The organism is Bradyrhizobium sp. LB13.1 (genome assembly GCF_054056815.1).
Genome location: NZ_JBSRYQ010000001.1, coordinates 5,630,665 through 5,655,027, shown reverse-complemented (window position 1 = coordinate 5,655,027; position 24,363 = coordinate 5,630,665). Strand labels below are relative to the sequence as shown.

The 24,363-nt window shown below is 63.6% G+C and carries 20 protein-coding genes, 2 pseudogenes and 1 riboswitch; of the genes and pseudogenes, 10 read left to right on the top strand and 12 right to left on the bottom strand.

Going from position 1 to position 24,363, the window contains the following annotated elements:
- Window positions 1–3 precede the first annotated feature (3 nt).
- The gene (locus ACVWYI_RS27490; protein ID WP_247351877.1) at window positions 4–237 is read right to left on the bottom strand and encodes a DUF6894 family protein; all 234 of its coding nucleotides are present in this window, start codon (window positions 235–237) and stop codon (window positions 4–6) included.
- A 274-nt stretch (window positions 238–511) separates the two neighbouring features.
- Here ACVWYI_RS27490 and ACVWYI_RS27485 point away from each other — a divergent pair, with 274 nt between their 5' ends.
- Entirely contained in the window at window positions 512–769 is a 258-nt protein-coding gene (locus ACVWYI_RS27485; RefSeq protein WP_247352184.1) for a DUF2798 domain-containing protein, read from the top strand.
- Between the two features lie 635 nt (window positions 770–1,404).
- On the opposite strand, the gene ACVWYI_RS27480 is transcribed toward ACVWYI_RS27485, so the two are convergent.
- On the bottom strand, window positions 1,405–1,656 hold the full coding sequence (locus tag ACVWYI_RS27480) for a hypothetical protein (RefSeq protein ID WP_456663690.1): 252 nt from the start codon (window positions 1,654–1,656) through the stop codon (window positions 1,405–1,407).
- Window positions 1,657–2,360: 704 nt separating this feature from the next.
- On the opposite strand from ACVWYI_RS27480, the gene recA reads away from it, so the two are divergent.
- From recA to ACVWYI_RS27460, 4 genes are all read left to right on the top strand, one after another.
- A complete protein-coding gene (gene recA, locus ACVWYI_RS27475; protein ID WP_456649315.1) occupies window positions 2,361–3,449 on the top strand; it encodes a recombinase RecA in 1,089 nt (362 codons plus the stop codon).
- Window positions 3,450–3,553: 104 nt separating this feature from the next.
- Window positions 3,554–4,540 (top strand): hypothetical protein, encoded by a 987-nt coding sequence (locus ACVWYI_RS27470; RefSeq protein WP_456663689.1) that lies wholly within the window; start codon window positions 3,554–3,556, stop codon window positions 4,538–4,540.
- Window positions 4,541–4,550: 10 nt separating this feature from the next.
- A complete protein-coding gene (locus ACVWYI_RS27465; RefSeq protein ID WP_456663688.1) occupies window positions 4,551–5,549 on the top strand; it encodes a hypothetical protein in 999 nt (332 codons plus the stop codon).
- Window positions 5,550–5,603: 54 nt separating this feature from the next.
- On the top strand, window positions 5,604–6,578 hold the full coding sequence (locus ACVWYI_RS27460; RefSeq protein ID WP_456663687.1) for a hypothetical protein: 975 nt from the start codon (window positions 5,604–5,606) through the stop codon (window positions 6,576–6,578).
- Window positions 6,579–6,719: 141 nt separating this feature from the next.
- Here the strand turns inward: ACVWYI_RS27460 and gcvP are convergent, their stop codons facing one another.
- Genes gcvP through gcvT form a run of 3 tightly spaced genes read right to left on the bottom strand, consistent with a single transcriptional unit; the run spans window position 6,720 to window position 11,129 of the window.
- A complete protein-coding gene (gcvP, locus tag ACVWYI_RS27455; protein WP_456663686.1) occupies window positions 6,720–9,584 on the bottom strand; it encodes an aminomethyl-transferring glycine dehydrogenase in 2,865 nt (954 codons plus the stop codon).
- A gap of 17 nt (window positions 9,585–9,601) precedes the next feature.
- Window positions 9,602–9,970 carry a glycine cleavage system protein GcvH gene (gene gcvH / locus ACVWYI_RS27450; RefSeq protein WP_247339164.1) on the bottom strand — a complete coding sequence of 123 codons (369 nt, stop codon included), beginning with the start codon at window positions 9,968–9,970 and terminating at the stop codon, window positions 9,602–9,604.
- A gap of 10 nt (window positions 9,971–9,980) precedes the next feature.
- Window positions 9,981–11,129 carry a glycine cleavage system aminomethyltransferase GcvT gene (gcvT, locus tag ACVWYI_RS27445; RefSeq protein ID WP_456663685.1) on the bottom strand — a complete coding sequence of 383 codons (1,149 nt, stop codon included), beginning with the start codon at window positions 11,127–11,129 and terminating at the stop codon, window positions 9,981–9,983.
- A gap of 167 nt (window positions 11,130–11,296) precedes the next feature.
- A riboswitch (glycine riboswitch) is annotated at window positions 11,297–11,387 on the bottom strand.
- Between the two features lie 222 nt (window positions 11,388–11,609).
- Here gcvT and alaS point away from each other — a divergent pair.
- A complete protein-coding gene (gene alaS / locus ACVWYI_RS27440; RefSeq protein ID WP_456663684.1) occupies window positions 11,610–14,282 on the top strand; it encodes an alanine--tRNA ligase in 2,673 nt (890 codons plus the stop codon).
- A 20-nt stretch (window positions 14,283–14,302) separates the two neighbouring features.
- Here alaS and ACVWYI_RS27435 read toward each other — a convergent pair whose 3' ends face one another.
- Window positions 14,303–14,797, bottom strand: coding sequence for a DUF3455 domain-containing protein (locus tag ACVWYI_RS27435; protein ID WP_456663683.1), 495 nt, complete (start codon window positions 14,795–14,797; stop codon window positions 14,303–14,305).
- 92 nt (window positions 14,798–14,889) lie between these two features.
- Window positions 14,890–16,101 carry an NADP-dependent isocitrate dehydrogenase gene (locus ACVWYI_RS27430; protein ID WP_247444450.1) on the bottom strand — a complete coding sequence of 404 codons (1,212 nt, stop codon included), beginning with the start codon at window positions 16,099–16,101 and terminating at the stop codon, window positions 14,890–14,892.
- Between the two features lie 334 nt (window positions 16,102–16,435).
- Here ACVWYI_RS27430 and ACVWYI_RS27425 point away from each other — a divergent pair, with 334 nt between their 5' ends.
- Window positions 16,436–17,635, top strand: coding sequence for a TrmJ/YjtD family RNA methyltransferase (locus ACVWYI_RS27425; RefSeq protein WP_456663682.1), 1,200 nt, complete (start codon window positions 16,436–16,438; stop codon window positions 17,633–17,635).
- Window positions 17,636–17,749: 114 nt separating this feature from the next.
- Here ACVWYI_RS27425 and ACVWYI_RS27420 read toward each other — a convergent pair whose 3' ends face one another.
- Genes ACVWYI_RS27420 through mddA form a run of 4 tightly spaced genes read right to left on the bottom strand, consistent with a single transcriptional unit; the run spans window position 17,750 to window position 20,939 of the window.
- Window positions 17,750–18,502, bottom strand: a complete 753-nt coding sequence (locus tag ACVWYI_RS27420) for a PaaI family thioesterase (RefSeq protein WP_456663681.1) — start codon at window positions 18,500–18,502, stop codon at window positions 17,750–17,752.
- 24 nt (window positions 18,503–18,526) lie between these two features.
- Window positions 18,527–19,504 carry an NADPH:quinone oxidoreductase family protein gene (locus ACVWYI_RS27415; RefSeq protein WP_456663680.1) on the bottom strand — a complete coding sequence of 326 codons (978 nt, stop codon included), beginning with the start codon at window positions 19,502–19,504 and terminating at the stop codon, window positions 18,527–18,529.
- The gene (locus tag ACVWYI_RS27410) at window positions 19,501–20,172 is read right to left on the bottom strand and encodes a helix-turn-helix transcriptional regulator (RefSeq protein ID WP_456663679.1); all 672 of its coding nucleotides are present in this window, start codon (window positions 20,170–20,172) and stop codon (window positions 19,501–19,503) included. Before ACVWYI_RS27410 ends, ACVWYI_RS27415 begins: the two co-directional genes overlap by 4 nt.
- Entirely contained in the window at window positions 20,169–20,939 is a 771-nt protein-coding gene (mddA, locus tag ACVWYI_RS27405; protein WP_456663678.1) for a methanethiol S-methyltransferase, read from the bottom strand. The genes ACVWYI_RS27410 and mddA overlap by 4 nt, the downstream gene beginning before the upstream one ends.
- A 148-nt stretch (window positions 20,940–21,087) precedes the next feature.
- Here mddA and ACVWYI_RS27400 point away from each other — a divergent pair, with 148 nt between their 5' ends.
- Both ACVWYI_RS27400 and cynS read left to right on the top strand, forming a co-directional pair.
- The gene (locus tag ACVWYI_RS27400) at window positions 21,088–22,656 is read left to right on the top strand and encodes an alpha/beta fold hydrolase (protein WP_456663677.1); all 1,569 of its coding nucleotides are present in this window, start codon (window positions 21,088–21,090) and stop codon (window positions 22,654–22,656) included.
- Window positions 22,657–22,744: 88 nt separating this feature from the next.
- Window positions 22,745–23,234: pseudogene (gene cynS / locus ACVWYI_RS27395) on the top strand (cyanase).
- Here cynS and ACVWYI_RS27390 read toward each other — a convergent pair.
- Window positions 23,221–24,048 (bottom strand): isocitrate lyase/PEP mutase family protein, encoded by an 828-nt coding sequence (locus tag ACVWYI_RS27390; protein ID WP_456664580.1) that lies wholly within the window; start codon window positions 24,046–24,048, stop codon window positions 23,221–23,223. The pseudogene cynS and the gene ACVWYI_RS27390 overlap by 14 nt on opposite strands.
- Between ACVWYI_RS27390 and ACVWYI_RS27385 the strand changes: the two are divergent.
- Window positions 24,037–24,306, top strand: a pseudogene (locus ACVWYI_RS27385) (LysR family transcriptional regulator); the annotation flags it as partial. The gene ACVWYI_RS27390 and the pseudogene ACVWYI_RS27385 overlap by 12 nt on opposite strands.
- Window positions 24,307–24,363 lie beyond the last annotated feature (57 nt).

Here is a 24,363-nt window from a genome sequence, read left to right as displayed (position 1 = left end):
GCCCTATTCGAAGGTTTCGGATGTGATGCGGATCCGGAACACGGGCTCCTTGGCCTCGTCCAGCAGCTCCATGTGCCATTCGGAATTTTCCTGGAGCTTGCGGGCGATGCCGGCGGCCATGTCGGCGCAGACGCTGGTCATCTCCTTCCAGGCCAAATCGCGATCGGCAAATTCCGACGCCTGGTCGGCACAGCCGGAATAGCGGCCGTTCCGGATTCGGAAGAAGTAGAGCGGCATGGTTGGCACCGATCGCGCGTGACATCCCCCAGGGAAGGCCATCCCTCAAGGCCATCCCTCAAGGCCATCCCTCAAGGTCATCCCTCAAGGTCATGGGCGCGCGCACTCCAATCCCAAACCATCCTGAGATCAATTCCGGGCGGCTACGGAATACATCCGGGGCGCCCGTGCCCGTGGTTCTCCGACCATGAACAAAGTTCCTGGGTCCCGCAGGGGCGCTGCGACGGCATGTGGCTTGCTTGGCCTGATGACGGCCAAACAACATGGGCGCATCATGCTCGGCATTCCTCGCCGCTACTCTCATTTCGTCTTCGGTGTCATCCAGTCCGGCCTGACCTCGCTGATCGCGGCGGGGATTGCCAGCTTTCCCGCAGGGACCGCGATGGTCTTCCTCACGCACTGGATGGTGTCGTGGCTGATCGCATGGGTCGCAATGCTGCCGATCGTGCTGCTCGCAGCGCCGGCGATCCGCGCCTTCTCGCTGCGGCTGACGCGGGAAGAGGGGGGCTCGCAAACCGGCCGGCCGGCATGAAAAAACCCCGCTTGGGGAGAGCCAAGCGGGGCAGAAGGTTATTGGAGGCTGAGGTGCTGGGCTGCAACACCATAGCCAGATGAGCCTAGCCGGCTCGGCTTACGACAGCCTGACAAAGACGCGAATCGGATCCGGTCCGCTGCGTTCGCTCGTGCCCGGCAAAAAACCCCGCGCGGGGAGAGCGGGGTCGTCGTCTGGGTATGGAGGCCCAGACCAGGAGAGCAGGCTTGCGCGCGCCTGACAGTGGCGGCGAAAGTCGAGGCCGCAGACTGGCCCCGCACGCGTCCCAATTTCGACATCCGTTCGCACAACTCAGGACACAAGGGCGGGCGAGATTTCGCACCGACGGTGCAGCCATGGGGGAAACGTGGCGCGCCGGCAACGGGGTGGCATCATGGACAACGTAGAGCGGTCATTCGCCGCCGCGACGGCGGCTGGCTTCGTGGTGCTGGTGATCGGCATCGGGTTGCTGGTTCTGCTGTAGGGGTGGTGCAGGCATGCCGTGAGACGGCGGCAGGCCCGATCCAAATTGCGCTTCGGTGGTAAGTAAAAGGCGCATGCGCGCCTTTCCAAAAAATCGAAAACAACCCCATGCACAGTAGCTCTCTGGGAAATGTCGCCGTTCAATCAATGGCTTACTGGTAGTATCTAGATGCCATATCGTGCTCGGATTCGCCACCGGGATATACGAATCCCGATTCCCGTGCCGGTCTCTTGCGATGAACAGGCGGCCGCTCCCGGCGGGCATTGTCTCCGGTGCGGACCGGGCGGCGGGCACCGCCACCGCCTGCCGCGTCCGGCAGCGTGTCCTTTCTCTTGCTGCTCTCTTGCTGCGCGGCCTCCAGCAGGCGATTGCGCCTGGTCGTATCGTGGTGCGTGTCCGTCATGACTGAGGTCCCCGGAGTTGCGGTCCCGTGTCCCGGAAGAAGGCCCCAGACCGCAAAAAAGGTTCGGTGCCGCAGGATTACGGAATTCTGACGGCGTCCAGGTCATCGGTCTTTGATGTGCGTCAGCTTTGGTCGAGGAGGGACGCCGGAATTACGATGGAACGAAAGAGGCCGCCCACTGAGGCGGCTCTTCTTCGACTATCGCTTATCAGCTTGCCCGTGATTTGTTCCGCTATCCGGACCAATGTATGTGCCGGTCCGCATACATTGCTTCCAAGCCCCCTCGCACTTCTTTGAGCCCTTAGACAGGCAGATATTTTTGTAGTCTGAGCATGACATTGCTTGAGCAGGATGCGCCGTGACAATCCCGATTGAAGCAGCAATCCACAAAACCAACCACTTGTTCATTACGTCTCCCCCATTCAATCCGGCAGATCATACATACCATCCGAGGGAAATCGCCTCTCTCGTATGGGCGATCAGGAAAGCGGAGAGAGTTGCGATAGGAAAAATTGCTCGTTTTCAAAACGGGCCACGGGACCTTTTCAAACTGGGCCGCCAGGGGTCGAAACAGGCCAGCACCCAAATCTGCAAAAGAACATATTGCGAACCTAGAACAAATAGGGTACATTATCTTTATCGACGGACCGCCTCGCCAATCGTTTGTCCCTCACGCGAATCCTCGTCATAAGGAGCACGACCCGATGTCCACCACTGCGCTGCGTATCGTCGAAGGATCCTCCATGGACAAGAGTAAAGCCCTGGCCGCCGCGCTTTCCCAGATCGAGCGGCAGTTCGGCAAGGGCTCGGTGATGAAGCTCGGCAAGAACGACCGCTCGATGGATGTCGAGGCGATCTCCTCGGGCTCGCTTGGGCTTGATATTGCGCTCGGGATCGGCGGCTTGCCGAGGGGGCGCGTCGTGGAAATCTACGGGCCGGAATCCTCGGGCAAGACCACGCTGGCGCTGCACACGGTGGCGGAAGGGCAGAAGAAGGGCGGCATCTGCGCCTTCATCGACGCCGAACACGCGCTCGACCCGGTCTATGCGCGCAAGCTGGGCGTCAACATCGACGAGCTCCTGATCTCCCAGCCGGACACCGGCGAGCAGGCGCTGGAAATCTGCGACACGCTGGTGCGCTCGGGCGCGGTGGATGTGCTGGTGATCGATTCGGTTGCGGCGCTGGTACCGAAAGCCGAGCTCGAGGGCGAGATGGGCGATGCGTTGCCGGGTCTGCAGGCCCGCCTGATGAGCCAGGCGCTGCGCAAGCTGACCGCGTCCATCAACAAGTCCAACACCATGGTCATTTTCATCAACCAGATCCGGATGAAGATCGGCGTGATGTACGGTTCGCCGGAAACCACCACCGGCGGCAACGCGCTGAAGTTCTACGCCTCCATCCGTTTGGACATTCGCCGCATCGGCGCGATCAAGGAGCGTGACGAGGTGGTCGGCAACACCACGCGGGTCAAGGTGGTGAAGAACAAGCTGGCGCCGCCTTTCAAGCAGGTCGAGTTCGACATCATGTATGGCGAAGGCGTCTCCAAGATGGGCGAGATCCTCGATCTCGGCGTCAAGGCCGGCATCGTCGAAAAATCCGGCGCATGGTTCTCCTATGACAGCCAGCGTCTTGGCCAGGGCCGCGAGAATTCGAAAGCGTTCCTGAAGGCCAACCCCGACATCACCGCCAAAATCGAAACCTCGATCCGCCAGAACTCCGGCCTGATCGCCGAGCAGATTCTCGCCGGCAGCCCCGAGCGTGACGCCGACGGCGACGAGCCGGCGGACGAGTAAGCGTCAAGCCTAGAGTTTTTCGCGAGGAGCGGGCGCTGAAGACGTTGAGTTGCCGACGTCGTCAGTGCCCGTTTCGTTTTGCGTTGCATTGATCAGGTGGTGCGATGAAGCGTCTGATCTTGACCAGTTCGTCCGGAAGCGCGCTCGCCCGATCGGGGTTGGCGGAGCTTGTCATTTCATTCTCGTTTCACTTCGAGTGGGGACCGCTGCCCTCGCCCGAAAAGCTCGCAGCCTATTTCGCGGCGCGCTCCGCGAATCTCGGGCCAGGTGATCATTGGTCTGATTGGGGCATCCGGTGGCCCAAGGGCATCAAGGATCGCAAAGATTTGCCCCTTGCGGACTTCTGCGAGCGATATGACGTGATCGAACTTTGGTTCGATCCAGCTCCCAGCGATCAATTGCAGCTCGTCTGCTTGCTGGACTACCTCAGCTCCTGCTCCTCGCTGGTGCGAAAGCTTAGACTTCGACTTGTGGCATCCGATCTGATGATAGAAAGCGGTGAGGATCTCGCCGCGTCCGAGCCGCACATTCATGTCGCGCGTATCACGGCCCGAGAGTTCGAGACTGCCAAGTTGGCGTGGTCGGCCTACCGCGCGGCGACCCCTGAGGCTTGCGTCGATCTCGTTCACCAAGATCTCAGTGCATTGTTGATGCTGCGGCCTGCCGTGCTGGATCTTCTGGCAGAACTCCCGTCTCCTTCGACAGGACTCGGTGCGACCGCGATGCGATTCCTGGAGATGCTTGCCAGAGGGTTTGCAAACTCGAATGCGTTGTTTCATCTGCGTTCGCAACGGCGGACGTTCGTGTTTGGAGAGACTGAGTTAGGCCGGTTGCTCGACGGGCTAGCGCTTGGCCCCAGTCCTGCAGTGGCCGGATTGGACGACGAACTGCGCACGATCGATCGCGAGAATCACCGGGATCGGCATGCCGCATATCTCCGCAGCCGGTTGTCGCTGACGGAGTTTGGCGAGGCAGTTCTTGCGGGCAAGGAAGACTTCAGTCGCCACAATCCGATCGACCGCTGGTGGGGCGGCACGCGGCTGACCAACGACCGGCTGTGGCGTTACGGCTCTGTTTTAACCAAGCCTTGAGGCCCCGAGCATGACGCGGCTTGTGCTGACAACAGACTCTTCCGCTGCCGGCGCCCTCGAACAGGCCGGCCTGGGCGATCTCGTGCTTGCGATCAATCGTCGGCTTGTCTGGGGTGCGCCGCCATCGGGCGCAGAGCTTGAAACGTTCTTTGCTCCGCATACGACGCAGCCACCCGGCCTTCATTGGCTGGATGACACGCCGGCTTGGCGCCTCGATAAGTCGGGAGTGAAGGGGCGGGGATTGATCGAGCTGTTGTTCGAATGCGACTCGGCCGAGCTGTGGATAGAGCCAAACCCAAACGCACAATTGCTTCTGCTCTGGCTGCTCGACCATTGTCGCATCGAAGGCATGGCGGCTTCCGAATTTGTGATGCGTCACCTCGACATCACCCTCGGTAACCTCGATCCGGAGCGACTTGCGAAGCTCGTCCCGCCGGCTATCAGACTGACTCAAGATCACTTCGATCTGGCCGGTCGTGCGTGGCAAGCCTATTGTGCGCCGACGCCGCAAAGCTGGTTCGAACTTCCGAAGTCGGATCTCGGCCTGCTACCGCAGCTTGGCCGGACTGTTGTGGACCTGCTCGAGGAGCTTCCGGGCGTCGCCACCGGGCTTGGCACCACGGAAACGCGGATCCTGGAGTTGGTTGCGCCAGGCAAGGTGCGGCCTTTCGACGTTTTTCCGGGCGATCAAAAGCCCAACGAGCGACGCGTTTTCGATTACTGGGAAGTCGGGACGCTGCTTGATGGTCTCGCACGTTGTCCGGTGCCGGCCATATCGGGGTTGGAGGAGGGACCGTTCTCGCTGGACATGCATGTCGATCCCTCCCGTCACGCGCGGTACAAGCAATCCCGCTTGTCGCTCACTGACCTCGGGAAAGCGGTGCTGGCGGGAGAAGAGGATTTCTGCCGCCATAACCCGATCAGTCGCTGGTGGGGCGGCACCCACCTGACCAGCGATCGGCTCTGGCGTTGGGATCGCGACAGCCGGGCATTGCTTTCCCCTGTCTGATGCGTGCGTGCTGCTCGAGGTGTTTTGGTATTGCTTGTTAATCGCGAGGCCACCGTGTCACATTTGATTCTGACCACGAACCATCTTGCGGCAGCTACGCTTCGGCAAACCAAACTGGCGAATATCGCACTCGGCTTCTGCATGCGCTTCGTCTTCGGTCAATTGCCCTCCGCAGAGCAGCTTTTGATGGGGCTGGAGCGGCGGTCGGCAAAGCACTGCAATCCAGGCGATCACTGGCTCAACGAGGTTTGTCGAGACTGGCTGGAAGATTTCGGCACGCGCGATATCGATTTCTTAGAACTGTGTACGAAGTTCGACTCGATCGAAATATGGGTCGACCCTCTGCCGAACGATCAGCTCGTGCTTGTCTGGCTGCTCGACCTGCTTCGTCCCTACAAGGAGATCACGACGAAGCTGAGCCTGGTGCATACGGATGACAGTGTTGCGGACTATGCTGCGGAGTCCGTCGCAAAATGGAAGTTGCCGGCCTTCGAGGTCGCCGACGATCATTTGGTGATGGCAAGCCGCGCCTGGCGCGCCTATCGGGCTGAAACGCCAAAATCCTGTTTCGATCTGCTGATGACGGATCTGATGATCTTTCCGAGACTTCGATCGGCGCTCATTGCGCTGCTTGAAGAGCTTCCGGACAAGGTGACGGGGCTCGGTGCCAGCGAGATGGATATGCTGGGCTGTGTGAATGAAGGGCACACCGACCCAAAATACATCTCCGAAGCGAGGTGGTATCGCGATGTGTTCGAAGAGGGTGAGGCGAGCGATGCCTTGATCGCATTGGCGGAACATTCGGCGCCGCCCGTTCTGTTGGGCGATCCGGCGTTCGACAATGAGGATCGCTACTTCGGCAGGAGCGAGTGGAGGGTCACGCTAACTGAACTCGGACGTTCCCTTGTCGCCCGAGAAGATGACTTGTGGCGCCACAACCCGATCAAGCGTTGGTGGGGCGGGACTGAATTGACCAACGAACGGCTCTGGCGGTGGGATCGCGAAACCCGATTGCTGATTGCGCCGTAAATCATTGCCGTAGGGTGGATTAGCCGAAGGCGTAATCCACCATCTTTGTCGCCGCGGAAGCTAAAGCGGTGGGTTACGCCGGCGGTCTGCGCCTTCGCGCAGCCGCCCGCTAACCCACCCTACGAAACCTCCGTCGGGGTCCTACTCCGCGGCTTCCGCATAATCGCTCACCGGCGGGCACGAGCACACCAGGTTGCGGTCGCCATAGACGTTGTCGACGCGCCCGACCGGGCTCCAATATTTGTCGGTGCGCGAGGTGCCCGCGGGGAAGCAGCCCTCGGCGCGGGTGTAGGCGCGATTCCATGCATCGTCCGCGATGTCGTGCACCGTGTGCGGGGCGTGGCGCAGCGGCGAGGCCTCGATCTTGAAGCGGCCGCCCTCGACCTCCGTGATCTCCTTCCGGATCGCGATCATCGCGTCGCAGAAGCGGTCCAGCTCGGCCTTCGATTCCGATTCGGTCGGTTCGATCATCAGTGTGCCCGGCACCGGGAAGCTCATCGTGGGCGCGTGGAAGCCGTAGTCGATCAGGCGTTTTGCGATGTCGTCGACGGTGACGCCGGACGTCGTCTTCAGCGCGCGGGGATCGACGATGCATTCATGCGCGACGCGGCCCTTCTCGTTCTTGTAGAGCACCGGAAAATGCGCATCGAGGCGCGCGGCGACATAGTTGGCGTTGAGGATCGCGATCTCGGTGGCGCGCTTCAGGCCTTCGCCGCCCATCATCAGGATGTAGATGTAGGAGATGGTGAGGATCGAAGCTGAGCCGAACGGCGCGGCCGAGACCGGGCCGACCGGCGCATCCCCATTCGCCGCCGGATGACCTGGCAGGAACGGCGCGAGATGCGCCTTCACGCCGATCGGGCCCATGCCCGGGCCGCCGCCGCCATGCGGGATGCAGAAGGTCTTGTGCAGGTTGAGATGGCTGACATCGGCGCCGTAGTCGCCGGGCCGGGACAAGCCGACCTGCGCGTTGAGGTTGGCGCCGTCGAGATAGACCTGGCCGCCATGGCCATGCACGATGTCGCAAATCTCGCGAATGTGCTCCTCGAACACACCATGCGTCGAGGGATAGGTAATCATGACCGCAGCGAGGTCGTTGGAGTGCTTCTCCGCCTTCGCCCTGAGATCATTGACGTCGACGTCGCCATTCTTTTCGCAGGCGACCACCACCACGTCCATGCCAACCATCGCAGCGGAAGCCGGGTTGGTGCCGTGGGCGGAGGAGGGGATCAGGCAGATCTTGCGGTGCGTCTCGCCGCGCGCGGCGTGATAGCCGCGGATCGCGAGCAGCCCGGCATATTCTCCTTGCGCGCCCGAATTCGGCTGCAGCGAGATCGCGTCATAGCCGGTGATGTCGCACAGCCACTTCTCCAGGCGCGCGAACAGCGCGTGATAGCCGCGTGCCTGCTCGCGCGGGGCGAAGGGATGCAACGAGCCGAATTCCGGCCAGGTCAGCGGCATCATCTCGGTGGTCGCGTTCAGCTTCATGGTGCACGATCCCAGCGGAATCATCGCGCGGTCGAGCGCGAGGTCGCGGTCGCTGAGCTTGCGCATGTAGCGCAGCATCTCGGTCTCCGAGCGATGCGCGTGGAACACCGGATGGGTGAGGAAAGAGGTCGCGCGCTTGAGCATCTCCGGCAGCGCCTCGCGCGTGGTGGCATCGATCTCGGCGTAAGCAAGCGTGCCGCCGAAGGCGCGCCAGACCGCTTCCACCGTCGCAGGCGTGGTGGTCTCGTCGAGCGCGATACGCAAAGCGCCATCACCGATGCCGAGATTGATCTTCTCGGCGACCGCGCGAGCGACGATCTCGGCACGCTTCGCACCCGCATCGACGCAGAGCGTGTCGAAGAAGTTTTCGCTACTCGGCGCAAAGCCGAGCTTGCGCAGGCCGGCGGCAAGCACCGCCGTGCGGCGGTGCACGTTACGGGCGATCTGCGTCAAGCCTTCGGGGCCGTGATAGACCGCGTACATTGAGGCGATCACGGCGAGCAGCACCTGCGCGGTGCAGATGTTGGAGGTCGCCTTCTCGCGGCGGATGTGCTGCTCGCGGGTCTGGAGCGCGAGGCGATAGGCGGGCGCGCCGCGGGAGTCGACGGAGAGGCCGACGATGCGGCCGGGCAGCGAGCGCTTCAGCGCATCGCGCACCGCCATATAGGCGGCGTGCGGCCCGCCATAACCCATCGGCACGCCAAAACGCTGCGCCGAGCCGATCGCGATGTCGGCGCCGAGTTCGCCTGGCGAGGCGAGCAGGGTCAGTGCCAGCAGATCGGCGGCAACGATCGCGAGTGCGCCCTTCGCCTTCAGTGCTGCGATCGCGGGCCTGAGGTCGCGCACAGCGCCCGACGTTCCAGGATATTGCAGCAGCGCACCAAGCACGTCGGTCTTGTCGAGATCGGTGAAGGGATCGCCGACGACCAGGGTCCAGCCCAAGGGCTCCGCGCGGGTGCGCATCACCGCGAGCGTCTGCGGATGCACGTCCTTGTCGACGAAGAAGGCCTTTGCTTCGACCCGCGAGTGCCGCTCCGCGAGCGCCATCGCCTCGGCGGCAGCCGTCGCCTCGTCGAGCAGCGAGGCGTTGGCGACATCGAGCCCGGTGAGATCGCAGATCATGGTCTGGAAGTTGAGCAGCGCCTCAAGCCGGCCCTGGCTGATCTCCGGCTGATAGGGCGTGTAAGCCGTGTACCAGGCCGGGTTCTCCAGAATGTTGCGCTGGATCACCGCAGGCAGAATCGTGCCGGAATAGCCTTGGCCGATCAGCGAGGCGAAGACCTGGTTCTGGGCGGCGAGCTCGCCCATATGCGCGATCGCCTCGGTCTCGCTCAAGGGCTTGCCGAGATCGAGCGGGGCGGCCTGCCGGATCGAGGCCGGCAACGTCTCCGCCATCAGCGCATCGACGCTTTTCGCGCCGACGGCCTCGAGCATTGCAGTGACGTCGCGTGCCGAGGGGCCGATGTGGCGGCGAACGAAAGCGGCGGTATCGCCGTTGGATTTGCGGTGCGCGGTCATCGCTTGCTCCATCGTCTTTAAGCCGTGTGGGCCTTGTAGGCGGCGTCATCCATGAGGCCGCCTAGCTCGCTCTTGTCGGCAATCTTGATCTTGAAAAACCACGCCTTGCCTTGCGCATCCGAATTCACCAGCGCCGGCTCGGCGGCGAGGGCGTCGTTGATTTCGGTGACCTCGCCCGTAACAGGCGCGTAGATGTCCGAGGCGGCCTTCACGGATTCCACGACGGCTGCGGCTTCCGTCTTCTTCAGGGCGCGGCCGAGCTTGGGCAGTTCGACGAACACGACGTCGCCGAGCTGGGACTGCGCGTAGTCGGTGATGCCGACGGTGGCGACATCGCCGTCGATGGCGAGCCATTCGTGGTCGGAGGTGTACAGCGTCGTGGTCATTTTCTTGTCCTCAGCGTTTGTAGGTGTTTTTCACGAAAGGCATGGTGGCGATTTGCAGGGGCAGCCGCTGGCCGCGCACCTCGGCGAAAATTTGTGTTCCAAGCGCGCTCTGGCTTGTGGGCACATAACCCATCGCGACCGGCGCATTCAGGCTTGGGCCGAAACCGCCCGAGGTGACTGTTCCGATCGACTCGCTCGAGGTCGCGTTCGCAAACAGCAGCGCGCCCTCGCGCACCGGCGCGCGGCCCTCGGTGCGCAGCCCGACGCGGCGACGGGCCGCGCCGTGGTCGAAATGGGCCAGAATCTTCTCCGCGCCGGGAAAGCCGCCGGCGCGCGCGCCGCCGGTGCGGCGGCTCTTCTGCACCGACCATTCCAGTGCGGCCTCGACCGGCGTGGTCGTGGTGTCGATGTCGTGGCCATAGAGGCAGAGTCCGCCCTCGAGCCGCAGGCTGTCGCGGGCGCCGAGCCCGATCGGCAGCACGTCGGGATTTTCCAGCAGCGCCTTGGCGAGCCGCTCGGCATCGCCAGCACGAACCGAAATTTCAAAGCCGTCCTCGCCGGTGTAGCCGGAGCGCGAGACGAAGCAGTCGATCCCGGCGACCTTGCGCGGGCCGGAATCCATGAACTTCATGGACGGAGCCTCTGCACATAATTTCGCCAGCGCCGATTCCGCCTTCGGGCCCTGCAACGCGATCAGCGCGCGGTCGGTAAGCGAATCGATGATGCAGTCGTCCGACAGCTTCGCGCGCAGATGCGCCTCGTCCCCGGACTTGCAGGCGGCGTTGACGACCAGGAACAGATGGTCGCCGAAATTGGCGACCATCAGATCGTCCAGAATTCCACCCTCGGCATTGGTGAACTGGGCGTAGCGCTGCCGCCCCGGCGCAATAGCCACGATGTCCTGCGGCACCAGCCGCTCCAGCGCGCGCGCGGCGTCCTCGACCTTGCCCGACTTCGGCCGGAGCGCGATCTGGCCCATGTGGGAGACGTCGAACAGGCCGGCGGACGAGCGGGTATGGAGGTGTTCCTTCAGCACGCCCGCGGGATATTGCACCGGCATGTCATAGCCCGCGAACGGCACCATCTTGCCGCCGAGGGACACATGAAGCCCGTGAAGGGGCGTGCTCTTAAGGGAATCTTGGTCGTCGCGCGCAAGCATCACAGGGGCCCTCGGTGGTTCCCCGGGGATGATTCCCCGGAAGCAACCAGTCGAAGCCCCATCTGTCGCTGTGCCTGAGAGTATTATCCCGTCGGCGGACGCTGTCCGGACCAACCCTTTCTTTTAAAAAGGTCTAGGCCCGTCGGCGCCTCTTTCCAGATGCTGTCAAAGCCACGCGGTCCTTTTGCCTGAGAGTTTCCGGGGCGGTTGCTCCTTCGGCGCCGGCTACCCAAAGCCGGTCTCTCCCGACGTGGCCGTACGATACAGATGGGTAGAGATCACAAGCTGGCCAAGCCTGTCAACGCGGCATCAGCGGCTTTCCAACGGGATTGCGCGCCTGCGGCAACCCACTGATCCGGTTGCACAGTTTCTGGACAGCGAAGCTGGCCTTGTCTAAAAGCGCTTTGGCCCGCAGATATCAGCCCAAACTCGCGGTTTGGATGGCGTATGGCGGGTCCAAGCACACCCGATTGGATGAACATGAGCGGCGTCAACGAGATCAGGTCGACCTTTCTGAACTTCTTTGCCGAGAACGGCCACGAGATCGTGTCGTCCTCGCCGTTGGTGCCGCGCAATGACCCGACGTTAATGTTCACCAATGCCGGCATGGTGCAGTTCAAGAACGTCTTCACCGGCGTCGAGAGGCGGCCCTATCAGCGCGCCACCACCTCGCAGAAATGCGTGCGCGCCGGCGGCAAGCACAACGACCTCGACAATGTCGGCTACACCGCGCGCCATCTCACCTTCTTCGAGATGCTCGGCAATTTCTCGTTCGGCGACTATTTCAAGGAGCGCGCGATCGAGCTTGCCTGGACGCTGATCACGAAGGAATTCGGGCTGAAGAAGGACAAGCTGCTCGTCACGGTCTACCACACCGACGACGAGGCGGCGGGCCTCTGGAAGAAGATCGCGGGTTTCTCGGATGACCGCATCATTCGCATCCCGACCTCGGACAATTTCTGGGCGATGGGCGACACCGGCCCGTGCGGTCCGTGCTCGGAGATCTTCATCGATCGCGGCGAGCACATCTGGGGCGGACCTCCGGGCTCACCGGAAGAGGACGGCGACCGCTTCCTCGAGTTCTGGAACCTGGTGTTCATGCAGTACGAGCAGGTGACGAAGGAGGAGCGCGTAGCGCTTCCGCGTCCCTCGATCGACACCGGCATGGGCCTAGAGCGCATGGCCAGCATCATGCAGGGCGTCGACAGCATCTTCGAGACCGATCTGTTCCGTCATCTGATCGACGCGACCGCGTCTGCTCTTGGAAGCGGACCGGACGAGAAGACCGTCGCCTCGTTCCGCGTCATCGCCGACCATCTGCGTTCGTCGGCCTTCCTCGTCGCCGATGGCGTGCTGCCCTCGAACGAGGGCCGCGGCTATGTGCTGCGCCGGATCATGCGCCGCGCGATGCGCCATGCGCAACTGCTCGGCGCGAAAGATCCGCTGATGCATCGCCTGGTCTGGGCGCTGGTGCGCGAGATGGGCCAGGCCTATCCCGATTTGATGCGCGCGGAAAACCTGATCGAGGAAACGCTGCGGTTGGAAGAGACCCGTTTCCGCAAGACGCTGACGCGCGGCCTCGCCATCCTCGACGAGAAGAGTGCGTCCTTGAAGAAGGGCGACATGTTCGACGGCGACGTCGCCTTCACGTTGTACGACACCTACGGTTTTCCGCTCGATCTGACGCAGGACGCGCTGAAGTCGCGCGGCATCAGCGTCGACCAGGCTTCCTTCGCCGATGCGATGGAACGTCAGCGCGTGAAGGCGCGCGCGTCCTGGTCGGGTTCGGGTGAGGCGGCCTCAGAGGCGATCTGGTTCCCGCTGCGCGAGAAGCTCGGCGCGACTGAATTTTTGGGCTACGAGACCGAGATCGCTGAGGGCGTCGTCTCGGCCCTGATCAAGGATGGCAAGGAAACCGACAGCCTCAAGGCCGGCGACAGCGGTGCGTTGCTGCTGAACCAGACGCCGTTCTATGCGGAGTCCGGCGGCCAGGTCGGCGACACCGGCGTGCTGGTCGGCGAGGGCGGCATCAAATTCCGCGTCACCGAGACGCAGAAGAAGCTTGGCGATCTCTTCGTTCATGTCGGCACCTTGGAGAGCGGCGAGCTGAAGCCCGGCACCGCGCTCCAGCTCGAGGTCGATCACAGCAGGCGCTCGTCGATCCGCGCGCATCATTCGGCCACGCATCTCATTCACGAGGCGCTGCGTCAGGTGCTCGGCGATCACATCGCCCAGCGCGGCTCGATGGTTGCGCCTGACCGCCTGCGCTTCGATTTCGTGCATCCGAAGCCGATCACCGCGGAAGAACTTGCGCGCGTCGAGGACATCGCCAACGACGTGGTGCTGGAGAACGACGAGGTCTCGACCCGCGTCATGGGCGTGGACGAGGCCCGCGAGGCCGGCGCGCGTGCGCTGTTCGGCGAGAAATACGGCGACGAGGTTCGCGTCGTCTCGATGGGCCGGACCGCGCGTGAGCGCGGCACCAACGCGCTCGGTTGGTCGGTCGAGCTCTGCGGCGGCACCCATGTCAGGCGCACCGGCGACATCGGCCTGATCACGCTGACGGGCGAGAGCGCGGTCGCCTCCGGCGTGCGCCGCATCGAAGCGCTGACCGGCAACTACGCGCGCAAGCATGCCAACGACACCATGGCGCTGGCCAAGACCGCGGCCAACGAGCTGCGCACCTCGATCGACGACGTCCCGGCGCGCATCAGTGCATTGATGGACGAGCGCAAGAAGCTCGAGCGCGAGCTCTCCGACGCCCGCAAGAAGCTGGCGATGGGCGGCGGTGCCGGCGACGGCGGAAATTCCAACGTCGTGGAAATCGGTGACGTCAAATTTTACAAACTTCACGTGACGGGATTGCCGAGCGACGAACTCAAATCCCTCGTTGATCAAGCCAAGGCAGAGATCAAGTCGGGCGTTGTCGCGGTTGCAAATACGACGGCTGACGGAAAAGCCAGCCTCGTTGTCGGCGTGACCAAGGATCTATCAACCCGTTTCGACGCCGCAAGCCTTGTCAAGATTGGCGTGCCTGTCGTGGGCGGAAAGGGCGGCGGCGGCCGAGCCGAAATGGCGCAAGGCGGCGGGCCTGATGGGGCAAAGGCTCTGGACGCCCTGTCGGAGATCCAAAAAGCCATAGCCGGCGCGTAAGGGCCGTCTCTCCTCGTTCCTCAGCCCTTCTTCAGGAAGACGTATTCGGCCGAATAGGGCGCGCTCTTGAACTCGCCGGCCTTGTCGCAGGCGCCGTCGAGCTTGCCGCCATGGGTGTTGATGCGCTGAACCGTCGTGGCGGACGTGAGGACGCCGTTGCCCCGGTGGGCGTTCACTTCCAGCTTCAGCCAGGGAATATCGGCCGGCGTCGCGCCCGGCGCGTTGCCGGCGGCCTTGGCGGCCACGGCGCTGCCGTCGGCATGCTCCCAGTTCGGCCCGGCATAGTGCCGGCCGACCGTCTTGCCCTCGGAAAGCAGGGTGGCGATCGGCTCGCGAAATGCCCAGGCGAGCTTGCCGTCGGTGCCGGCCTTGCACTCATAGACCTGCGCGCCCTCGGCGTGGACGCTGAGCACGACGGTCTCGCCGGGGGCGGCGATGGCGGCGGGGAGCGGGTCCGCGGCCGCAGCCGGTCCGGCAAGCAACAGAAGGCAGGGCACGGCAAGCTTGATCGACATGGTCGCGTCTCCAAGGGTCTCAAAAAACAACGGGCCGCGCTTTGGCGCGACCCGTGAGATGTCCGGCCCAGTCGGGCGAAATCGCGGACGGCTTACGCCATCGCCTTTTCGAGGTTCTCGGCGACCTTGTCGAGAAAGCCGGTGGTCGAGAGCCAGCGCTGGTCGGCGCCGACCAGGAGCGCGAGGTCCTTGGTCATGTAGCCGTCCTCGACGGTGTCGACGCAGACCTTCTCCAGGGTGTTCGCGAACTTGGCGAGCTCGGCATTGTTGTCGAGCTTGGCGCGGTGGGCGAGGCCACGGGTCCAGGCGAAGATCGACGCGATCGAGTTGGTCGAGGTCTCCTTGCCTTTCTGGTGCTCGCGGTAGTGGCGGGTCACCGTGCCGTGGGCGGCTTCGGCTTCCACGGTCTTGCCGTCGGGGGTGAGCAGGACCGAGGTCATCAGGCCGAGCGAGCCGTAGCCCTGCGCGACCGTGTCGGACTGCACGTCGCCGTCGTAGTTCTTGCAGGCCCAGACATAGCCGCCGGACCACTTCAGGGCCGAGGCCACCATGTCGTCGATCAGGCGGTGCTCGTAGGTCAGGCCCTTGGCCTCGAATTCCTTCTTGAATTCGCGGTCGTAGATGTCCTGGAAGATGTCCTTGAAGCGGCCGTCATAGACCTTGAGGATGGTGTTCTTGGTCGAGAGATAGACCGGGTAGTTGCGCAGCAGGCCGTAGTTCAGCGAGGCGCGGGCGAAGTCGATGATGGAATCGTCGAGATTGTACATCTGCATGGCGACACCGGCGCCGGGCGTCTTGAACACTTCCCTCTCGATGACGGTGCCGTCCTCGCCGACGAACTTCATCGACAGCGTGCCCTTGCCCGGGAACTTGATGTCGGTGGCGCGGTACTGGTCGCCATAGGCGTGGCGGCCGATGATGATCGGCTTGCTCCAGCCGGGAACGAGGCGCGGCACGTTCTTGCAGATGATCGGCTCGCGGAAGATGCAGCCGCCGAGAATGTTGCGGATGGTGCCGTTCGGCGACTTCCACATCTGCTTGAGGTTGAACTCCTTCACCCGGGCCTCGTCCGGGGTGATGGTGGCGCACTTGACACCGACGCCGACCTTCTTGATCGCCTCGGCGGCGTCGATGGTCACTTGATCGTTGGTCTGGTCGCGGTACTCCATCCCCAAGTCGAAATACTGCAGCTCGACATCCAGGAACGGGTTGATCAGCTTGTCCTTGATGTACTGCCAGATGATCCGGGTCATCTCGTCGCCATCGAGTTCGACGACGGGGTTGGACACCTTGATTTTTGCCATGTTCGGGGAAGCCTCTTGGGAACGGCGCTTTTGGTGCGCCACGGGAATATCCGCCGCCTCTTAGCACCGGGACGCGGCCGGCGAAAGCCAAGGGATTATGCACTTTTAGCTCATCCAGCCTCCGCAGATGGGGGGCGGAAAGCGGCCCTGCCGCGGGGGCCGGGGTGAAGTTTCAGGCGAGATTTAAAAGTCGAATCCAACCCGTTATTTCCCTTGAGAATTCTGTCAGGACAGGCAAACGACAGGCGCAGGGGGCAGCCGGCCGGGTCGGCCTGAATCAATTCCTGAGGCGGCTCCCACAAGGCCTTGAGAACCAGCGTGAAAGCGAGACGAGATGTCGGGGACTGACAAGAGCAAGGCCGGCCTTTCCCTCGACGGTCCCATCGTGATCCTGGTCGAGCCGCAGTTAGGCGAAAACATCGGCATGGCCGCGCGCGCCATGGGCAATTTTGCGCTCGGCGCCTTGCGCATCGTCAACCCCCGCGACGGCTGGCCCAACATTGCCGCCCAGCGCGCCGCCGCCGGCGCCGATCACATCCTGGAAAAGGTCGAATTGTTCGACACGGTCGGCGAGGCTGTCGCTGATCTCGACCTCTTGTTCGCCACCACCGCCCGGCCGCACGACCAGGCCAAGCCCGTGGTCGGGCCGGAGGCCGCCGCGGCGGAGATCTCAGGCCACGTCGCCACGGGCGGCAAGGCCGGCATCCTGTTCGGCCGGGAGCGCTGGGGCCTGACCAATGAGGAGGTCGGGCTCTCCAACCGCATCATCACCTTTCCGGTCAATCCGGGCTTTGCCTCGCTCAACCTCGCCCAGGCGGTGCTGCTGGTGGGCTACGAATGGTTCAAGCGTGCGACCTCGGGCGAGCTGCCGCACAGCATGCCGGAACGCTCCGAGCGCGCCTCGCAGCACCAGATGCAGGCCTTCTTCGACAACCTGATCCGCGAGCTCGACCGGGTCGAGTTTTTGCGCCCGGCCGAGAAGCGCGACACCATGCTGGTGAACCTGCGCAACATCTTCAGCCGGATGGAGCCGACCAAGCAGGACATGCACACCCTGCACGGGGTGGTGATGGCGATCGCCGAGGGCCGCAAGGGCCCGGCCAAGGGCGGCGTGCTCGACGGCGAGCAGGCCACGCGGCTGCGCGCCCTTCTGGCCGAGCACGGGCAGGGCGGCGGTGTTTCCGACAGCGGCTCGACGGTGCGCGGCCTTGCGCGTCTGCTCCGTCGCAACCCGACCGATGCGGAGCGCCTGCTCTGGCAGGCCCTGACCCGCGATCGCCGCTTCGCAGGAGCGTTTAAGCGCCAGACCCCGGTCGGCCGGCACATCCCTGATTTCGTCTCGTTCCCGCACCGGATCGCGATCGAACTGGTGAACCCAGGCGAGGGCGAGACGATCGCCGCTGATCGGGCTTCGCGGCGGTCATGGCTGGAGGCGCGGGATTATCGTGTGATCGAGATGCGGGCGGCGGATGTCGAGCGCGATCTGGAGGCGGAGCTGGTGAGATTGCAGGGGATGATCGAGCAAAGCGCATAGGTCTCGTAGGGCGGGCAAAGCCAAGCGTGCCCACCATGTCGCGCAACAAAGCTGAGACAGAATGGTGGGCACGGCGCTACGCGCCTTTGCCTACCCTACGAGATCGAGCTTTTATCACCCCCGGCCGAGCTGCACTTCGCGCTCGACCGCAATCCAAGTCGCCCTCGCCACCGCCAGCAACCTCCCGGCTTTATCATGCGCGGCCGCCTCGGCTGTTCGTTTGCGGCCGTCGCGGCCTGTAGGCCAGGCTGTGATGATGCAGTGCTCTCCCGGACGCGGGCGGGCTTCGATCCGCGCTGACATCCGTCCCAGCAGGAGCGGTGTCTTGTCGAAGACGCCGCTCTGCTGATCGCAGTTGCAGGCAAAGCCGGTGGGGCAATCGAGCGCCGACCAGAGAAATTCGGGCGCGATCAGGCCGTCATCGGCTGCCAGATTTGGATCCGGTGTCCAGCTCGCTGCGAGAACGGCGCTCTGCGAGGGACGCGCGAGCGATCCGGCGAAGATGCGCAAACCATCTCCCTTCGCCCTTGCGGGACCGCAGACGAAGCAGGTCGGCAGGGGATGCTCGTTCGGTTTGACCGGGGTCAGCAATTCTGCGGCGCAGGCTTCCTCGAAGCTGGCTTTTTCCAGACGCGCAAGCTCGACATTTGCCGGTCGCCCGGTCGCGACGATGTTGCCGTCATCGCGAAGCTCCCATGTGCCGTCGTCCGTCGCGATCGCATCGAGCGGCTTTTCCAGCGGAGGCGGTGCCCGCAACGTCACTTCCGCGCCGCCGGGAATGTGGCGGGCCAGACGGCCGCAGACATAGCCGCCATTCCCGGAGTTTGGCGGGCCGCAATAGCGTTTGTCGATGATGATCGGTGTCATCGGTCTTTCTCTTCCCGGTGCACTTTACCTGATCTTGAGAACGATTCGTCCCTGAACCGTTCGGTTGGCCACGGCACGCATGGCTTCTCCGGCCTCCTCCAAAGGGAGGACGCGATCGATGTGCGGACGGATTTTTCGCTCGGCCAGCAATTGCATCAGCGTGGCGTTCATGCGCGCGGCATCGGCGGAAAATTTCTCCGCCCAGGCGCCGACGAAGACACCGAGGATGGAATAGTTCTTCAGCAGCGGCAAGTTCATCGGGAGCTGTGGAATCTCGCCGCTGGTGAAGCCGATCGGCATCAGCCGTCCGCCCCATTTCATCAGCCGGGCCATCTGCTCGAAGATCGCACCGCCAATATTGTCGAAGCCGATGTCGATGCCTTCTCCTGATGTGATCGACTTGATCCGGTCGCGCAGATCTTCGCTGCGATAGTTGACGATTTCGCCGGCGCCGTAGCTTCGCACCAGGGCGGCCTTGTCGTCGGAGCCGATACCGGCGACGACGCGCAAGCCCAGATGGCGGCCGAGGTCGACGGCGGCAAGCCCAACTCCACCGGCCGCGCCAGTAATGAAAACGGTTTCGCCGCGTTGCGCCCGTGCCGGCTCGACCAGCGCATAATAGGCCGTGCCGTAATTGTGCAGGACGGTCGCCGCGACTTCGAACGCGACGCCGTCAGGCAGAAGCACGCTCTTCGAGTCCTTCGCTGTCATCCGTTCGGCGTAGCCGCCGGTCCAGGCGCTGCATGCCACACGATCGCCGGGCACGAATGTCGTAACCTTGTCGCCGACCGCGACGACGACGCCGGATGCTTCCGTGCCGGGCACGAAGGGCGTCGGCGGACGCATCTGGTAGAGGCCCGAGACCAGCAACTGGTCCATGAAACTGACCGAGGCCGCGTGGACGTCGATGAGAATTTCGTCGGCGGCCGGCTTCGGCTCGTCGATCTCGCCGAGGCGCAAATCGCCTGGTCCGGTGAACGAGCTGCATAGAACTGCTCTCATCGTATCGCTCCAGCGGATTGCCTATATTCGGCAGGTTCTCTCAACAGCGTCGCATATCCCGCCACGAGCTTGACGAAATCGGCCTGTCGCGCTGCACCGGTCTTTTCAAACAAATGGCGGACATGCGTCTTGACCGTCGTGCCGGCAACGCCGAGCGCTGCAGCGACTTCGGGAACGCTGCCGAGCTCGACGATCGCGAGCAGCACGCGCAACTCGGTCGGCGTCAATTTGAATGCCTTGGCGATCAATTCGGAACGCGGCGGTATCGTCAGCGCCGTCTTGCGAACGAACAAGGCCGCCACGGCGCTGTACGCTACGCCCGCACTTCGGCGCGTACCGGAAGTCAACGGCAAAGCGTGGGCGACATGACGTTGCCCATCCCTCCCGAGCATCGGCACTCCGCTGGTGCCCAGGATGGCGTTTCCTTGCCCGGCCACCGTGAAAAAATGTTGCAAAGTCTGGTTGACCGCTGGATCGCTGGCCACGAGACGCCCGCGGATCTCAAGCAGGATGTCGCGCGCATCGAGGATGGCTTGGCCGGCCGTATTGGCGTGAACGAGCCGCGCGTGCGCGTCGACGAGATATAGGCCGACGTCGAGCCCATCGAGCGTGTCGGCGAATGTGGCGGCATCCACGGACATTCGGGGGAAAGGAAACAGCGCGTTCATCGCGGAGCTCCAGCAGGCCGACGATCTTCCGTCCGGCGACGAGCGAAAGGACGCGGCACCAACATGGGAACGCGGCGGCGATACTCTTGATAAGTCGCGCCGAACTCGGCGATCAGATCCCGCTCCTCGAACTGCAACCCGACCAGGATGTAGACTGTATTCCCTAGCGCGAACAGCAAATGACCGGCGGTCATCTCAGGCGTGGCCCAGAACGCGAGCAGAAAGCCCGGCATGAGCGGATGCCGCACGATCTTGTAGAGCAGCGGCGTCCTGAACGATTGACCTGGCATCTCCGCCCCGCGGAGCGCGAAGATAGCCTGGCGCAGGCCGAACAGATCGAAATGATCGATCATGTAGGTCGAGGCAAACACGATCACCCAGCCGAGCCAGTGCAGGCCGATCAGCAACCAGGCGGCAAGTCCGTCAATCTGCCAGATCGGTGTCGGGATCGGACGCCATTGCCAGAACAGCAGCAGCAGGATCAGGCTGGAGAGCAGAACGTAGGTGCTGCGCTGGCAGGCCGCGGGAAGGAGTTTTGTCATCCATCGTTTGAAGGATGGACGCGCCATGGCACTGTGCTGGATGGCAAACAGGCCCAGCAGCAGCAGGTTGACGACAATGGCCTCGCTCAAATTCGTGTGACTGCCGACATCAATCGACTTCGGCACGACATAATTGCCGACGAAACCGAGCGCGTAGAGAAATGAAAGGGTGAATACGCCATAGCTGACGATGGCGTAGAGCAGGATTGCGAGGCGCGCGAACATGTTTTTTCCTATTGTGCCTGATACAGCGGTGCCGCATGCAGGAGGTTGGTGCGCTCGCTGGCGGCCTGGCTCGATCTTGTCCGACTCGTAACGGCGGACCGTCCCCTGCGCGTCCCCCGGGGACGCCGACCGGGGAGAGAGGACTTCCATGACGGCTGTCTCGCTCGGGACGTTCGGGTTCCCGGAGATCCACGCTGACGACCGCCCGATCAAGCTGAACCTGCGCAAGGGACTTGCGCTGCTGATCTATCTCGCGGAGGCCAAGGGCGCGGTCGCGCGAGACGTGATCGCCACGCTGCTGTGGCCCGAAACTCCCCGCGAGACGGGCCTCGCGCGGCTGCGGCGCCTGCTTCATCGCATCGAGCTCACGCTCGGCCAGCCGGTTTTCGAGACCGACCGCACCAGCGTGCGATGGTCCCCGGCAGTCGCGCTGAAGGTCGACACGCAGCAGTTCGAGAGTGCGTGCGATCGCGGCGCCTTCGAGCAGGCCTGCCAGATGTATCGGGGTGACTTCCTCGCGGGCTTCGCTCCGGACGATTGCCCTGAATTCGACGATTGGGCGTTTTTTCGCCGCGAGGCGCTGCGGGGACGGCTCGTGCACGCGCTGGAGCGCCTCGTGCAGGACAGGAATGCCGCCGGCGACCATTTTGCCGCCACGGTGCACGCGGGACGTCTGGTCGAGCTCGATCCGTTGAGCGAGGTGTACGGCCGGCATCTGGTGCGCAGCCTTTTGCTGGCCGGCGACCGAAGCGCGGCAGAACGGCATCACGCGGCACTGACGCAGCGGCTGCGCGACGAGCTTGGCGTCGCGCCTGAAGCCGAGACCGAGGCGCTCATGGACCCCGGCGCGGCGTCGTCGCTCGCCGCCGTTCCGACGACGCGCTACGTCAAGGGTGCCGGCGTGCATCTGGCGTATCAGACCTACGGAAGCGGCCCGCTCGATATCCTGGTCATGCCCGGCTTCGTGTCGCATGTGGAACGCGCCTGGGAGCATCCCGCGAGCCGGACGTTTCTGGACTCATTGATGAAGCTGGGGCGGCTGATCGTATTCGATCGCCGCGGCATCGGGCTGTCCGACCGGGTCGGATCGGCGCCTGGCATCGACCTCACCGCGGAGGATATCGGTACCGTGCTGCGGGCGGTGGATGCGCGCCATGTCGTGCTGTTCGGCGCGTCCGAATGCGGGCCGGCCTGCATCAAATTTGCGGTCGATGAGCCGCGTCTCGTGGCCGGGCTCATTCTGTTCGGCGCATTGGCCAAGGGTTGCTGGTCACAGGACTATCCGCACGCGTTGCGCGCCAGCCAGTACGATGCCTGGAGCAAGCACCTCATCGCGCAATGGGGCGGCCCGGTGGGGATCGAAACCTTCGCGCCGAGCCTTGCCGGCGATCCCAAGGCGCGGGCCTGGTGGGCGGGGCTGCTGCGCGCGGCGTCCAGTCCCGGCGGCATCTCGGCGGTGCTCGAGGCGTTTCGCGACGCCGACGTGCGACATCTTCTGGCGCAGATTGCGGTGCCGACGCTGGTGCTGCATCGTCGGGACGACAAGGCCGTACGGATCGCGGCCGGCCGCGATGTGGCGAGCCGGATCCGTGGTGCGGAATTCCTTGAGCTCGACGGCCATGATCATTGGTTCTTTGCCGGCGATCAGCAGCCCGTGCTCGATGCGATCAAGCGATTTGCGGAGGCTTTGCCGCTTGAGGGGAGGTCGAGGCGGTGAAGCCTTAAGCCTCATTTATTGGCACGTTTCGTGCCTCCTAAGCGGCACGAAACGACGTACACAGTGCTTAGCGAAGGGAGATCCTGACATGAAACGCGAAGACCTCACCGAGAAGCTGCTCGACATCAAGCGCGAGAAGGGCTGGAGCTGGAAATACATCTGCGGCCAGGTCGGCGGCTATGCGGAGGTGCTGATCGTCGGCGCGATCCTCGGTCAGATGAAATTGACAAAACCGCAGGCCGCGCAACGCCGGCGAGCTGTTCGGCCTGTCGAAGGCCGAGACCGCGATGCTCAACGAGGTGCCGATGCGGGGCACCGGCACGCCGATGCCGCCGACCGATCCCCTGATCTACCGCTTCTACGAGATGGTGATGGTCAACGGCCCCGCGTGGAAGGCGCTGATCGAGGAGGAGTTCGGCGACGGCATCATGTCAGCGATCGACTTCGACATGGCGATCGAGCGCGTCGCCAACCCGAAGGGCGACCGCGTCAAGTTCACCATGAGCGGCAAATTCCTGCCGTACAAATATTACGGCGCCAGCGGCAACGTGCCGGAGTATGGCTTCAAGGAAGGCTGACCGCGGCGAACGCGTCGCGCAATTCCTTGATCGGCGCCATCTCGCGAACATAAGTGAAGGAGCCGTGCTCCTTCATCTCGCGTGCGCTCGTCAGGAATGCCGCGAGCGCAAATCGCGACATCGCGCCGCCGACGCTGATGCGCTTGACGCCGGCTTCCGACAGCTGCGCGAGCGTCAGGGTCGGATCGGCAAAGCCCATCACGAGATTGAACGGTTTTCCAATCGACGAAACCACCGTCTTGATGGTCGCGAGATCGTGCACGCCGGGCGCGTAGAGCACGTCGGCGCCGGCGGCCTCGAACGCCTGGAGGCGCTTGATCGTGTCGTCGAGATCGTTGCGGCCGTGCAGAAGATTTTCGGCTCTGGCCGTCAGTGTGAACGGAATGGGCAGGGAGCGGGCCGCCTCCACCGCGGCCTGCACACGCTCGACGGCGCGTGCGAAATCGTAGATCGGCCGGCTCCGGTCTCCCGTCGAGTCCTCGATCGAGCCGCCGACCGCGCCAGCTTCGGCGGCGCGCCGGATCGCGTCCGCCGCGCGCCGCGGCTCATGCGCGCCGCAGTTTTCGAGGTCCACGCTGACGGGTAGTGGCGTAGCTTCGGCGATCGCGCGGCAATTGTCGAGGATGGCATCCAGGCTGACGGTCGAACTCCCGAGCGTGTTGGCCAACCCAAGGCTGGTGGTTGCGAGCGCCTCGAAACCCATCGCGGCAAGCAGCTTCGCGGTGCCGGCATCCCATGGGTTGGGAATGATGAAGGCGCCCGACCGGGTGTGCAGGTCCTGAAACGCTTTCGCCTTCTCCAAATGGGTCGCCATGTCTTTTTGAGTAGCCATGTCTCTTTACTCCGCGCGGGATGGTCGGTTCGGTGCAGCCATAGGCGACTTCACGACATCCACCAAATTTGTTATTTCTCTCTATATCATCAGTTTTTTGCATGGGATGACCTCATGGACAGCGATGCGCTCAACACTTTCCTTGCGGTTCATCGCCGTGGCGGAATCTCGAATGCCGCAAGATTCCTGCACCGGTCGCAGCCGGCGATCTCCCGCCGCATTGCGCTGCTGGAGCAGGAGCTCGGTGTGCCGCTGTTCGAACGTGTGGCGGGGCGCACGCTTCTCAGCGATGCGGGG

Bases quoted from the DNA above. Each gene is read 5' to 3' on its own strand.
- ACVWYI_RS27490 (WP_247351877.1), bottom strand. From the start codon at position 237: ATGCCGCTCTACTTCTTCCGAATCCGGAACGGCCGCTATTCCGGCTGT.
- ACVWYI_RS27485 (WP_247352184.1), top strand. From the start codon at position 512: ATGCTCGGCATTCCTCGCCGCTACTCTCATTTCGTCTTCGGTGTCATC.
- ACVWYI_RS27480 (WP_456663690.1), bottom strand. From the start codon at position 1,656: ATGACGGACACGCACCACGATACGACCAGGCGCAATCGCCTGCTGGAG.
- recA (WP_456649315.1), top strand. From the start codon at position 2,361: ATGTCCACCACTGCGCTGCGTATCGTCGAAGGATCCTCCATGGACAAG.
- ACVWYI_RS27470 (WP_456663689.1), top strand. From the start codon at position 3,554: ATGAAGCGTCTGATCTTGACCAGTTCGTCCGGAAGCGCGCTCGCCCGA.
- ACVWYI_RS27465 (WP_456663688.1), top strand. From the start codon at position 4,551: ATGACGCGGCTTGTGCTGACAACAGACTCTTCCGCTGCCGGCGCCCTC.
- gcvP (WP_456663686.1), bottom strand. From the start codon at position 9,584: ATGACCGCGCACCGCAAATCCAACGGCGATACCGCCGCTTTCGTTCGC.
- gcvH (WP_247339164.1), bottom strand. From the start codon at position 9,970: ATGACCACGACGCTGTACACCTCCGACCACGAATGGCTCGCCATCGAC.
- gcvT (WP_456663685.1), bottom strand. From the start codon at position 11,129: ATGCTTGCGCGCGACGACCAAGATTCCCTTAAGAGCACGCCCCTTCAC.
- alaS (WP_456663684.1), top strand. From the start codon at position 11,610: ATGAGCGGCGTCAACGAGATCAGGTCGACCTTTCTGAACTTCTTTGCC.
- ACVWYI_RS27435 (WP_456663683.1), bottom strand. From the start codon at position 14,797: ATGTCGATCAAGCTTGCCGTGCCCTGCCTTCTGTTGCTTGCCGGACCG.
- ACVWYI_RS27430 (WP_247444450.1), bottom strand. From the start codon at position 16,101: ATGGCAAAAATCAAGGTGTCCAACCCCGTCGTCGAACTCGATGGCGAC.
- ACVWYI_RS27425 (WP_456663682.1), top strand. From the start codon at position 16,436: ATGTCGGGGACTGACAAGAGCAAGGCCGGCCTTTCCCTCGACGGTCCC.
- ACVWYI_RS27420 (WP_456663681.1), bottom strand. From the start codon at position 18,502: ATGACACCGATCATCATCGACAAACGCTATTGCGGCCCGCCAAACTCC.
- ACVWYI_RS27415 (WP_456663680.1), bottom strand. From the start codon at position 19,504: ATGAGAGCAGTTCTATGCAGCTCGTTCACCGGACCAGGCGATTTGCGC.
- ACVWYI_RS27410 (WP_456663679.1), bottom strand. From the start codon at position 20,172: ATGAACGCGCTGTTTCCTTTCCCCCGAATGTCCGTGGATGCCGCCACA.
- mddA (WP_456663678.1), bottom strand. From the start codon at position 20,939: ATGTTCGCGCGCCTCGCAATCCTGCTCTACGCCATCGTCAGCTATGGC.
- ACVWYI_RS27400 (WP_456663677.1), top strand. From the start codon at position 21,088: ATGACGGCTGTCTCGCTCGGGACGTTCGGGTTCCCGGAGATCCACGCT.
- ACVWYI_RS27390 (WP_456664580.1), bottom strand. From the start codon at position 24,048: ATGGCGACCCATTTGGAGAAGGCGAAAGCGTTTCAGGACCTGCACACC.